Annotated in this window: 16 protein-coding genes and 1 pseudogene; 8 read left to right on the forward strand and 9 right to left on the reverse strand. The window is 60.5% G+C overall.

Annotated elements, in window-relative coordinates:
• Nucleotides 1–110: 110 nt before the first annotated feature.
• On the reverse strand, nt 111–473 hold the full coding sequence (locus tag MBENS4_RS10330) for a hypothetical protein (protein ID WP_039390568.1): 363 nt from the start codon (nt 471–473) through the stop codon (nt 111–113).
• Between the two features lie 670 nt (nt 474–1,143).
• Between MBENS4_RS10330 and MBENS4_RS24075 the strand changes: the two genes are divergently transcribed.
• The 6 genes and pseudogenes from MBENS4_RS24075 to MBENS4_RS10360 all read left to right on the forward strand — a co-directional run bounded on the left by MBENS4_RS24075 (nt 1,144) and on the right by MBENS4_RS10360 (nt 4,753).
• Nucleotides 1,144–1,548, forward strand: a complete 405-nt coding sequence (locus tag MBENS4_RS24075; protein ID WP_052322185.1) for a hypothetical protein — start codon at nt 1,144–1,146, stop codon at nt 1,546–1,548.
• Nucleotides 1,545–1,664 carry a helix-turn-helix transcriptional regulator gene (locus tag MBENS4_RS25350; RefSeq protein ID WP_144400889.1) on the forward strand — a complete coding sequence of 40 codons (120 nt, stop codon included), beginning with the start codon at nt 1,545–1,547 and terminating at the stop codon, nt 1,662–1,664. Before MBENS4_RS24075 ends, MBENS4_RS25350 begins: the two co-directional genes overlap by 4 nt.
• A 57-nt stretch (nt 1,665–1,721) precedes the next feature.
• Nucleotides 1,722–2,885 (forward strand): annotated as a pseudogene (locus tag MBENS4_RS10345) (IS3 family transposase).
• 892 nt (nt 2,886–3,777) lie between these two features.
• The gene (locus MBENS4_RS10350) at nt 3,778–4,074 is read left to right on the forward strand and encodes a hypothetical protein (RefSeq protein ID WP_039390572.1); all 297 of its coding nucleotides are present in this window, start codon (nt 3,778–3,780) and stop codon (nt 4,072–4,074) included.
• 12 nt (nt 4,075–4,086) lie between these two features.
• The gene (locus MBENS4_RS25355; RefSeq protein WP_039390573.1) at nt 4,087–4,347 is read left to right on the forward strand and encodes a hypothetical protein; all 261 of its coding nucleotides are present in this window, start codon (nt 4,087–4,089) and stop codon (nt 4,345–4,347) included.
• Nucleotides 4,348–4,498: 151 nt separating this feature from the next.
• The gene (locus tag MBENS4_RS10360; protein WP_144400890.1) at nt 4,499–4,753 is read left to right on the forward strand and encodes a hypothetical protein; all 255 of its coding nucleotides are present in this window, start codon (nt 4,499–4,501) and stop codon (nt 4,751–4,753) included.
• 29 nt (nt 4,754–4,782) lie between these two features.
• Here MBENS4_RS10360 and MBENS4_RS10365 read toward each other — a convergent pair whose 3' ends face one another.
• A complete protein-coding gene (locus tag MBENS4_RS10365; protein WP_039390576.1) occupies nt 4,783–5,604 on the reverse strand; it encodes a transglutaminase-like domain-containing protein in 822 nt (273 codons plus the stop codon).
• Nucleotides 5,605–5,620: 16 nt separating this feature from the next.
• Nucleotides 5,621–6,535, reverse strand: a complete 915-nt coding sequence (locus MBENS4_RS10370; RefSeq protein WP_039390578.1) for a transglutaminase family protein — start codon at nt 6,533–6,535, stop codon at nt 5,621–5,623.
• Nucleotides 6,536–6,552: 17 nt separating this feature from the next.
• Between MBENS4_RS10370 and MBENS4_RS10375 the strand changes: the two genes are divergently transcribed.
• Both MBENS4_RS10375 and MBENS4_RS10380 read left to right on the forward strand, forming a co-directional pair.
• Nucleotides 6,553–7,326: an N-formylglutamate amidohydrolase gene (locus MBENS4_RS10375; protein WP_039390580.1), complete on the forward strand. Its 774-nt coding sequence runs from the start codon at nt 6,553–6,555 to the stop codon at nt 7,324–7,326.
• Between the two features lie 191 nt (nt 7,327–7,517).
• Complete coding sequence (locus tag MBENS4_RS10380; RefSeq protein WP_039390582.1) at nt 7,518–7,769, forward strand: hypothetical protein; 252 nt, start codon at nt 7,518–7,520, stop codon at nt 7,767–7,769.
• A 135-nt stretch (nt 7,770–7,904) separates the two neighbouring features.
• Here the strand turns inward: MBENS4_RS10380 and MBENS4_RS10385 are convergent, their stop codons facing one another.
• The 6 genes from MBENS4_RS10385 to MBENS4_RS26215 all read right to left on the reverse strand — a co-directional run.
• Nucleotides 7,905–8,357 carry a hypothetical protein gene (locus MBENS4_RS10385; RefSeq protein WP_039390584.1) on the reverse strand — a complete coding sequence of 151 codons (453 nt, stop codon included), beginning with the start codon at nt 8,355–8,357 and terminating at the stop codon, nt 7,905–7,907.
• Nucleotides 8,358–8,448: 91 nt separating this feature from the next.
• Nucleotides 8,449–8,637 carry a hypothetical protein gene (locus MBENS4_RS10390; protein WP_039390585.1) on the reverse strand — a complete coding sequence of 63 codons (189 nt, stop codon included), beginning with the start codon at nt 8,635–8,637 and terminating at the stop codon, nt 8,449–8,451.
• Nucleotides 8,638–8,708: 71 nt separating this feature from the next.
• Nucleotides 8,709–8,918 (reverse strand): cold-shock protein, encoded by a 210-nt coding sequence (locus MBENS4_RS10395; protein WP_039390587.1) that lies wholly within the window; start codon nt 8,916–8,918, stop codon nt 8,709–8,711.
• A gap of 466 nt (nt 8,919–9,384) precedes the next feature.
• Complete coding sequence (locus MBENS4_RS25800) at nt 9,385–9,531, reverse strand: hypothetical protein (protein WP_159108045.1); 147 nt, start codon at nt 9,529–9,531, stop codon at nt 9,385–9,387.
• 42 nt (nt 9,532–9,573) lie between these two features.
• The gene (gene infA / locus MBENS4_RS10405; protein ID WP_039390590.1) at nt 9,574–9,840 is read right to left on the reverse strand and encodes a translation initiation factor IF-1; all 267 of its coding nucleotides are present in this window, start codon (nt 9,838–9,840) and stop codon (nt 9,574–9,576) included.
• A 10-nt stretch (nt 9,841–9,850) separates the two neighbouring features.
• Nucleotides 9,851–10,030: hypothetical protein (locus MBENS4_RS26215; protein ID WP_206778141.1), on the reverse strand; the 180-nt coding region annotated here is incomplete at its 5' end.

The raw sequence follows: 10,030 nt of genomic DNA on the forward strand, positions 1-10,030 counted from the left end.
AGCAGGTCGAGGAGCTTGGCCGCGTCGTCCAGACCGTGTGCTCCGAACGCATCGCCCAGCTCGAAGAGACCGCCCGCGAAGCCAGCTGAGCGGCTGGTTTCCATTACCTTTCAGACGCGCTCCTCGACCACGATGTCGAGCGTCAGTTGCAGCACATCTTCCTCGGCATCACCCGCTTCCGGCTGCAGGGTTTCCTGGCCGCAAGCGAGCGTGATCCACTCGAAATTCCAGTTCAGATCGACCCGGTCACCGTCTTCGTGACGCGTGATGCGAACCTGCGCCGCGCCCTCGACCGCGAGGGCAAAACGGCAGGTGAAAGCACCGTCCAGGAACGTCCCACGGATCAAGGTTCCATCCGAAAACGCCAGCGAAAACCCCTCAGCAATCCCGCGCGCAGGGACATCGAGACGCGTCTCGATATCACCTGTCAGCAGCAGGTTCGATCGGCCTCCAACCTCAATGTGAACACCCATGCTGTCATACCTCCATGCGACTCACGTTCGACCACAAGAATGGAACATGTAGCGAACATATGAAAGGAGGAGGGTTTGGGAGGGGGAGGCAATTGGAGGCAAGGCGGGAGAAAGCATGAGGGAAGGAAATGGTGGCGAGGGCAAGAGAAAAGGGTGTCTCGTGCCACCCGTAAGCGTCTGTCTGCACATCGTTTTTTAGAGAGACAGTGACTGTTTTGGCGAGACACCTGCGAGACATGGCGTGAAGCCGGTTCACATGGCCCATTCGGTCGGCTGCAATACGGGCTGGTACTGGATATGCAGCAGCGCCCGCGCCTGGAGGCTGATCCGTTTCTGCGACGTGCCTTTGCGACGGGAGATCCCGTAGATCCGCGCTGGCAAAGCGCGGGCAGTAGCGTCCCGAAAGAACGAGGCGGCGCGACGGCATTTTGTTCACCAGTCGCGCTCTTACTCTGGACGGGGCAGTCATCGACGGACGCGGCCTGCGGGGCAGCCGGGATTGCGTTCAAACAGGCACGCAAACACGCCATGCAAAAGTGCGCGTCACTGGTGCGTTTGGGGCCGGTATATGGCAAGCGTGCCTGGCTCAGGAATTGCGGTTCGACAAAGGTACCGATCGGCACCGGACAGGCCCTGCCGAACAGGCGCGCCATCGTGCAATCTCGCGTGCATGCCGACAGCCAAAACCCGCCATCAATTCTACTTGCCCGAAGGCCTTTCCGCGAGCCTTGCGAAGGCGGCTGCCGAGCCCGGAAACTCGAAAACCCTCATCCTGACTAAGGCATTGGCGGCCTGGTTCGCACAGGACACTCAAACTCAGGCTAAGGGCGTGTGCGATCGCCACGACAACCAAGCCTTGCAGATTGAGGCCAAGCTCGATCGGATCATCAATATCCTTTTAGACGCCCATCTGTCGGCTGCGTCGCAAGGCCATTCTCATGCCGAGGCGCGAGCACACGTCGGTTCCAAAACGCCCGACCAATCGGTGAGCAAAGCCGTGCATCGTGACGAGGCAAGCGGACAGCAAATGACCAGCCCATCCGGGCGCGCGGACCAACAGGAGTTTGATCTATGATCCAGGAAACCAGCATGCCGATCGAGCCGATTTCTGTTCGCATTCCGGAAGCCTGCCGACTGACCGGCATCGGTCGTTCAAAGCTCTACGAACTGATTGCAGAGGGCCTGACGTGACCCCTTAGATTTCGTCCACGAGCGATTAGAGTCTGGCCTGAGAGAAGGACGGACGAGATGAAGAGAGCACGTTTTACGGAAGAGCAGATCATCGGGGTGCTGAAGGAGGCGGAGGCTGGAGCCAAGACAGCCGACCTGGCGCGTCGGCACGGCATCTCGGAGGGTACGATCTACAACTGGAAGGCGAAGTACGGAGGGCTCGAGGTTTCGGAAGCCAAGCGCCTGAAGGTCCTCGAAGACGAGAATGCGAAGCTCAAACGGCTCCTTGCCGACAGCATGCTGGATAACGCCGCGCTGAAGGATCTGCTGTCAAAAAACTGGTAACGTCCGCTGCAGCAAGACGGGAAGCCGTCGCGCATTTGATGGAACACCATCGGATGAGCGAGCGGCGGGCGTACCGTGTCCTTGATGCCGATCGCAAGAGCGTGCGTTACCGTTCCAGGCGGCGCTCTGCGGGAGCGTTTGCGCGAACTGGCGAACCAGCGTCGCCGGTTCGGCTATCGGCGCCTTCACATCCTGCTGCGGCGTGAAGGCGTGCTGATCAACCGCAAGAAGACGCAGCGACTTTATCGCGAGGAAGGCTTGGCTGTTCGCAGGCGACGTAGCCGCAGACGCGCCGTGGGCACACGGGCTCCGGCCCCGGTATTGGCCTTGCCCAACCAGCGCTGGAGCCTCGATTTCGTCCACGACCAGATGGTGTCCGGGCGACGTTTTCGTGTGCTCAACATCGTCGATGACGTGACGCGCGAGTGCCTGGCCGCGATACCCGAAACGTCGATCTGTGGGCGCCGTGTCGTGCGCGAACTGGCACTCCTGATCGAGAGGCGCGGAAAACCGGGGCTGATCGTCAGCGACAACGGCACCGAACTCACCAGCAACGCCGTCCTGTCCTGGTGCGGTCAGGCTAATGTGGAATGGCACTACATCGCACCGGGCAGGCCTATGCAGAACGGTTTCGTCGAGAGCTTCAACGGACGCATGCGCGACGAACTGCTCAACGAGACCCTGTTCCTCAGCCTGGATCACGCCCGCAGGCAAATCGCCGCGTGGGTGGAGGACTACAACCAGCACCGGCCGCATTCGGCGCTCGGCTATCAAACCCCGGCGGACTTCGCCGCCAAATTGCACACGCAATGGCCTGCTTCGCTACGCCCTACGGGCTCCGCTGCGCAGGCCATTGCTTCCACCGCGCCTATGCGCAACAAAGTCGCCCGACTTTAATCCCCGCTGGAGGCAAACTCGGGGTCACGTCAGGCCGCATCGAAGTCGTCAAGGTCGGGACCATGACGCTTGTGCCGTATGCCAGCTTGAAGGACCTGATCGACGAGGCTCGACGCTCTGAGAATGGGCATTGAGATGGCACTCCCAATGCCAGCCTTTGGGACAATCCCGACAGTCGGCTTCAATGCCATAGTACGTCGCAACCGGACGCCATCATGAGGCGAACGTCCCGTAAGTAGTCTCCCGAAACTGGTCGTTCGTTCATCCCCCAAACGCGCTAGTCGTCAAATTCTGTAAGTCAAATAGTCGATCCCCTCCCAGCTTCTAAAAGTCGAATAGCGCTTGGCCGTGACAGTAACCTTTTCCCGGAAAAACTTCCTGTGTGAATCAGAAGAATCTGGCAAAATCGAAGCCTACAGGAGTTGGGCGATTTTCATAAGGAAGTTGAAATTCGCGCGTGAACCGATCGGGTGCTCGCCTTGAGCCAACAGCATGTTCATGGTCATGCTGCCACAGCGGGGCATGGCCAGCGCGGCGCATCTTCACAATCCAATTCGAACAATTGTCATTATTTTACGGAAATATTTTTTACGCCGGACTGAAAGCCCACCTACAAGAAGGTGGCGTTACCTGTTGAAGTGGCGTATACCGATGACATTGCCGAAGGTGTTTCGCAATTCGGTGACTGAGAGACCAAGCGCGCTCCCGCAGGATGGAGCATGCGCATGGATCTTGAGCAACTTCTTTTCCACCGTCGGTTGGCCTTGTCCGAGAATTTGGCTCGAGGCGCGAGCCTTGGGTCTCGTTTCGATCTGGTTCGGCATTATGAGCGACGTATCGCGAGATTGCGCCCGGATCGAGGTGCATTGCCCTATCCGAGCTGGACGCGATAATGATCCAGCTTGCGCCTTGCAGGGTGCCATCGATCCGGCATCCCACGCCTGGCGCGAACGGGCGCCTGTGGTCGGGGCCACCGCGCAACTCTGCGGTCTACCGTAGGCGCGAAGACATCTGGAGGCTGGCCCATAATCTGCTGGGCGGGCCCAAGGCGGCCGATGCCTTCCTGAGCCAGCCTTCAACAGATGGCCACGGCACGCTGATGGACCAGGTCCAGGCCTCTGCCTTGGGGCAACTCCAGGTGAGCCATTGCCTGCACAGGCTGGCGTCTCAAGGCGGCTACAATTTCTGACAAGGGTAGCAAATGACCGAAGAAGCCACGGAAAAACCTGTAGTCCGAGGTGCGTGGTCGCGCCGGGACATCCGATTCAAGATTCCGCCAGAGGCGGCCAAGCGGCAAGGGCTCATTACCCGGATGGCGCTTGAAAGTTTCGCGACGAAGGATGAAGCCATCGCCTATCTCAATGGCGAATGCATCGCTCTGGCCGGCCGCCCGCTCGATCTGGCGACCCATTCGCACAAGGGATTGGAGCAGGTGATCGCGGACCTGAGCAACAGATGCTGATGTCAGTGGCCGGCTTGGCAGAATCCGGCGTGCTCCTTGCCTGGAAACGGGATCGGAGAAGTCATGCCGCAGCGGCCTTGTGATTCATGTGAGCATGCAAGGAAGTTGGCACGCGCGCGCTTGGCCGAACGCTGTGGCTAGGATGGCTTTGGTGGCCGCCTTTGCCATCACGACCTTTGCGACAGGGCCCCTTCCTTTTGTGCTTGGGGTATACCAAGCGAGTTTTGGCAGTTTCGTTTCGTACGTCTTCCTGGCCAGTGGCCTACTCATCCTGGGCGACTATACTACGGGTGTAACCCGCTGGAATTCGGATACGTCGATGGTACTGTTCCTGGCCGCCGCGCGCGTGTTGACTATGGCGATACCGGCTGCGGCTTCGTTTCTAGTCGCCTCTTTGCTGTTCTGATCGGCCCGGGCGATGCCCGGGCCAGCTCGTCAGGGCAGGGTCGCCGACGAAACCTCTTCCGCCCGGACGAAGAACGACTTTAGAACCGCGTCGCCAAAGCTCGTGGTAAGCGCCACGTCGGTTGCATCGCGGCCCCTTGCCATCAGAATCCGGCCAACGCGAGGGACAGCATGGCGGGCGTCATAGGTGTACCAGGCGCCCTGGATGAACACGTCGAACCATGCACTGAAGTCCATCGGTGCGTCGTCCGCCGGCACGCGGATGTCGCCGAGATAGCCTGTGCAATAGCGGGCCGGGATGTTGAGGCAGCGACACAAGGCTATGGCCAGGTGGGCAAAGTCCCGACACACTCCCTCGCGCTCCTGGTAACCGTGCCATGCCGTCTTGTTCGATCTGGCATGCTCGTAGCCGAAGCACAGGTGGCCGTGCACGAAAGCGACGATGGCCTCAACCCGGTCTCGGGCTGACACCAGGTGACCGAAATTGCTCCAGGCCACATCCATCAGCAGGTCGGTTTCGCAGTACCGGCTGCCCAGAAGATAGATCAGCGCTTCGTCCGGATAGGTTTCGACGCCGGCCTGCGGGCCGTCGGGCGCGCGAACGTCGGGCTGGCCATCGTCCTCGATGACGAAATCGCAGGACATCGCCACGCCTCCTGCAGGCGCCGTGAAGCGCGAACAGATGTTCCCATAGCCATCCCCATAGTCGTAGATCGGCACCTCGGGCCAGGTGCGGATGCGCTGCGGGGTAGTGAGGTGCTTGTTGCGAGAGGGGTGCACGCTCAGCAGGGCCAGCATGGCGGTCGGTATCTGCGCTTCGAAGTGAATTTCGTAGCCGGCTCGAATGAACATCGTGGATTCCTTGCTTTCACCCGAAGCGGGTATTGGTGGCGCCGTGCGGGGGCGGGGCTGCGCCGCTCAACCGGATGTCGACCTCTACCGACATGCCAAGGTTGCTGCCGGGATAGCCGGTCCACAGGCCTGACAGCGGGACGGCCTGGTAGGGATCGCGCGCGATCGCCACGCGGATCAGACCGCTGTTCCCGACGATGCCGTTGGTCGGGTCGAATTCGACCCAGCCGGAACCCGGCAGGAAGATGCGAACCCAAGCGTGCGTGTTGCCCCCGCCCACGCGGCCCGTGCCGCAGTCGGGATCATAGACGTATCCGGATACGAACCGGGCCGCGAAGCCGACCGAACGCACCGCCTCGATCATCAACACCGCAAAGTCCCGGCAGGTTCCCTGCCGCCTTTGCAGCGTTTCGATCGGGCTTTGCGTACCCTTCTCGTGGCGAGGAATATAGGTGAAATCGCGCCGGATTGTCTGCGTCATGTTCACCAGCATGCCCAGCGTATCGGCGGACCGGTCCAAACCGACGAAAGTGCGCGCCCAGTCGTCGATGATCCGCCCGGGATCGAGGTAGGCGCGTTCGATCGAGCGCAGGAGATCGGGCATGTCCTCGGAGGAATAGGTAAAGGGAAAGCGCCGGGCGTACGGTTCGATGTCAACGCTGGCCCCGGCAATGGGCTCATGATCGAGATGCACGGTACTCTCGACCCGCAAGTTTCTAGCCAGCGCACCGAAGGATGCGATCGCCACCGAATTGCCGAACACGTCATGCAGCCAGCGCAGCTCCGCCGGCTGGGGCGTTATCTCCAGCTTTGCACTGACAAGGCGCTGGTCAAAGCTCTCGCGCGGGCGCATCATGATTCGATGTTCACCGAGAGCAACAGGCTGTCGGTAGGAGTATTCCGTAAGATGACGAATGATCAAGTGCGGCATGTCTGCGCCATGTCCTGATGGCTGCACCACGCCTTGAGACCTTGCTTGGTCCCGGCGATCCCGAACCCGTTCAATGCTTCAATCCTCTCGGCACTGCGCCTTTCATCCTGACCGGGGATCATGCCGGAGCCGCGATACCTGACCGGCTCGGGTGGCTGGGCCTTGGAAAGGACGAGTTGTCCCGTCATATCGCGCTCGACATCGGCGTTGCCGAACTGGGCCGTGCCATTTCCAGGCGCCTCGACACCGTATTCCTGTCGCAGGCCTATTCCCGCCTCGTGGTGGACTGCAATCGCGATCCCTGGTCGCATGAGGCCATTCCGCAAACCAGCGACGGGACGCCAGTGCCGGGCAACCAAAGCCTTTCCTCGCGCGAGCGAACGCTGCGTATCGGCGAAATTCACGAGCCCTACCACGCCAGACTGGCCGAGGAGGTCGCAAGGCGCTGGCGCCCCGGAAAGCGGGTCGTGCTGGTCGCGCTCCACAGCTTTACGCCTGTTCTCGGCGGGATCGAACGGCCTTGGGATGTCGGTATCCTTCACGCGGGCGGAAACGAGAGCTTTTCGCGCCGGTTATTGGGCGCATTCGCGCGCGAGCCAGGCCTGCGCGTCGGTGACAACCAGCCCTATCTCATGGACCGGACGGACTACAGCGTTCCCCGCCATGCTTTCGGTCGTACGCTGGATTATGCCGAAATCGAGATCCGTCAGGATCACGTTGCGGACAAGGCCGGACAACGGCACTGGGCGGAATTGCTGTGCATGGCACTTGAGGAGGCCTGGCGGCAGTAAGCGCTTGTCACGATCGGGAGAACGGCTCATACCCCCAGCATCAGGCCGAGGGTATCCGAGCAAGTCCTGACTGAGAGACAGGTCGTGCTCCCGCTTTTGACGTGGAGCCTCTTGATGCCTTTACACCCTGCTCTTTTCGTGACCATTGACCAATCCTTGCCGTTGGCGCTTGACGAAGGCGATTTGCTGTCATGAGCCGCGCCATGAACCTGGCCCTGCCCGAAGAAGACGTGATCGCGGCCTGCGCAAAGTACGAGGTGTCGATCAGTTGCACCGAGCCGCTACCGCAAGGCGGTACGCATCTGGTCTGCACCCGTGGAGAGGGCGCGATGGTCATCCGCTCGAAGCTTGCCGCGCACCTTATCGAAGGGAAAGTCGTGCGTTTCCCGTTTTTCCGTTCCGACAAGGCCCGATGGCCATGGGGGAGTCAAGCACGGGGTTGAGCGCAAGCGGTGCGCGCCCACGTGACGGCTTTTGTGCTGCACAATCGCCGCGCCCCGTGACGGGTGGGCGGCGCGCAGGCTGACTGCGGTTCTGGCACAGGTGGTCCGGGACGGAGCCGCCCCAGCTACGCAGTTTCAATGCGTGCTGCCAAATCCTGCAGGAATGCGCCGGGCATCGGCCTCGTCTTCGACTTGCTGCAGGCCAGTCAGGAGATCGACCATGCAATTGAAAAATTCCAGGGCATCGCTGGTCGATCCGAGCGGAAGCCGGACTTTCGATCCTGACAGTGCCGTCATGGCTTCAGCTTCGGTTGCATCCCGAAAATGCATGAGCAATTCCGCAGGCCCGCCGGGCTTGTCCGCGATACGATCGGAAACGATGGCGCCGATCCGTTCGAGCAGCGCCGAGTGTTCCGGCGAGCCCGGGTTTGTTGCCAGAAATTCGACCAGCCCGAGCCAGTTTTTCGCACCGCCCGATGATGCATTGGCGCAATGAAGCACCTGCAGTGCACCGCAGCCGTCACGCTTGCCAAGAGACCAGGTATCTCCATTTGAACTTTCGCAAAAAGTAAGCATCGCTTCAGCCATGGGTTCCTCTTTCGATCTGGGCAGACGTATTCTGGTCGGCGGCCTTGCGACGGGCGATCGGCAAGGATCCGGTCGGGAGCTGGCTAGCCAGTCAGCTTTCGGAAAGTGACTGATGGGTCTTCTTGCGGTTTCGCTCCAGCTTGAGCGCGCTGGCGGCCATTTCTCGCCATGCCGCCTCCGCTCGTAAGGCGCGTTCACGCACGTTCTCGAGTTTGGCAAGCTGGGCGTCCCGCGAGGCTTCGTCGGCACGGGCAATGAGAAACGCATAGTTCAGAGCCATGGCATGTCCTTGCAGGTCAGTGAACAGACGCCCCCGACGCCGCGCAAACGCGGGCCGAGGGCGCGGATAAATCAGTCGGCGCTGCTGAGGTTCACAGCACTTTGCTTGCCGTTGCGGCCCTCTTCCACCACGTAGTTCACGCGTTGGTCCGTGTTGAGCGTCGAAAACCCGGCGGCCTGAACAGCCGAGATGTGCACGAAGCTGTCGGCTGAGCCGTCGTCAGGCTGGATGAAGCCATAGCCCTTGTCTTCGTTGAAGAATTTTACGGTTCCGATAGTCATGGTCGTTTCCTTTCAAGAAACGGGTTTGCCCGTCGGCGACATGCCGGCCGGGTGTTGCGTCTGGTCGTCAATTGAAAGGAATGCGTCGTCTTGCGGGAACGGTGATTTTGACATCCCATGTTCCGTAACCAATTCGTCGATACCCGTTTGAAAATCCAACGAGAGCAAAAGGGGTTCGATCACGTGGCGCGTGAGGCGTCTCGCGACCTGGAGGAGGAGGACGGGGTAACGCAAGCCTGGCTCCAGGCACAGGCTGCGGCTGCTCCAAGATTGTGCTGGAATGCGCTGATGCCGCACGCGATGGTCGATGCTTTCAGCATGAGCGTACGGCGATCGCCGTCATTCCGGGCCCTGCTTGCTTGCAGCAGTGCGCGCTGGTGCGCGGCGTATTCGTGGTTGAGATCGATGGGCTTGATCCTGTTGGCGGACGTGGCCGAGGGCCATCCCGCTGGTGTTCGTAAAGTAGTCAATCGACTATCGCGGCAACGAGCCGCTGAAGGTCGGGTGCGCTCAGCAGCGAGCGCATTTCCGGAATACGGGCCAGCCGGCTGCGCGGATTTGCGCGAGGGCGCTTGGGGTGGCGCTCGGTGGTGCCGGCCGTCTTGAGTGTCATCGTGTCGTTCTCGAACCGGCTTAAAGCCGCTCATTTCTTGTTTCAGCGTCGGAAGGTCCGTCCACGAGGGCCACCGGGGCCTTGCCCTGGCGTCTTCTCGCGATAGACAATGCGCCCCTTCGACAGGTCGTAGGGCGTCATTTCCACGCGGACGTGATCTCCGACGACGGACTTGATGCGAAACCGCCGCATTTTTCCGGCAGTATAGGCAATGATCCTGTGGTCGTTCTCGAGCATCACGCCAAAGCGCCCGTCGGGATAGATCTCGTCGATCTGACCTTCCAGTGTAATCAGTTCTTCCTTTGCCATGGCCGCCTCTTCAGATGCGGGTAAAAGCCCGCAGGCGGGCACATCCCAATCTGCGGAGCCATGAAGCGTGTAAGGAAGGCGGTGCCGCAATCTGTGCGGCAATCAAATTCCGTCGCAAGCGACGTGAGGCAATCTTTAATATAGAGCCATATTCAAAAATTACAAGATAAATCGCCAGTGCCGGTCTTGA

The organism is Novosphingobium sp. MBES04 (assembly GCF_000813185.1).
GTDB lineage: Bacteria > Pseudomonadota > Alphaproteobacteria > Sphingomonadales > Sphingomonadaceae > Novosphingobium > Novosphingobium decolorationis.

Bases quoted from the DNA above. Each gene is read 5' to 3' on its own strand.
- MBENS4_RS10375 (WP_039390580.1), top strand. From the start codon at position 6,553: ATGGCTGCACCACGCCTTGAGACCTTGCTTGGTCCCGGCGATCCCGAA.
- MBENS4_RS10330 (WP_039390568.1), bottom strand. From the start codon at position 473: ATGGGTGTTCACATTGAGGTTGGAGGCCGATCGAACCTGCTGCTGACA.
- MBENS4_RS10385 (WP_039390584.1), bottom strand. From the start codon at position 8,357: ATGGCTGAAGCGATGCTTACTTTTTGCGAAAGTTCAAATGGAGATACC.
- MBENS4_RS10390 (WP_039390585.1), bottom strand. From the start codon at position 8,637: ATGGCTCTGAACTATGCGTTTCTCATTGCCCGTGCCGACGAAGCCTCG.
- MBENS4_RS10365 (WP_039390576.1), bottom strand. From the start codon at position 5,604: ATGTTCATTCGAGCCGGCTACGAAATTCACTTCGAAGCGCAGATACCG.
- MBENS4_RS10380 (WP_039390582.1), top strand. From the start codon at position 7,518: ATGAGCCGCGCCATGAACCTGGCCCTGCCCGAAGAAGACGTGATCGCG.
- MBENS4_RS25800 (WP_159108045.1), bottom strand. From the start codon at position 9,531: ATGACACTCAAGACGGCCGGCACCACCGAGCGCCACCCCAAGCGCCCT.
- MBENS4_RS24075 (WP_052322185.1), top strand. From the start codon at position 1,144: ATGCCGACAGCCAAAACCCGCCATCAATTCTACTTGCCCGAAGGCCTT.
- MBENS4_RS10350 (WP_039390572.1), top strand. From the start codon at position 3,778: ATGATCCAGCTTGCGCCTTGCAGGGTGCCATCGATCCGGCATCCCACG.
- infA (WP_039390590.1), bottom strand. From the start codon at position 9,840: ATGGCAAAGGAAGAACTGATTACACTGGAAGGTCAGATCGACGAGATC.
- MBENS4_RS10395 (WP_039390587.1), bottom strand. From the start codon at position 8,918: ATGACTATCGGAACCGTAAAATTCTTCAACGAAGACAAGGGCTATGGC.
- MBENS4_RS25355 (WP_039390573.1), top strand. From the start codon at position 4,087: ATGACCGAAGAAGCCACGGAAAAACCTGTAGTCCGAGGTGCGTGGTCG.
- MBENS4_RS25350 (WP_144400889.1), top strand. From the start codon at position 1,545: ATGATCCAGGAAACCAGCATGCCGATCGAGCCGATTTCTGTTCGCATT.
- MBENS4_RS10370 (WP_039390578.1), bottom strand. From the start codon at position 6,535: ATGCCGCACTTGATCATTCGTCATCTTACGGAATACTCCTACCGACAG.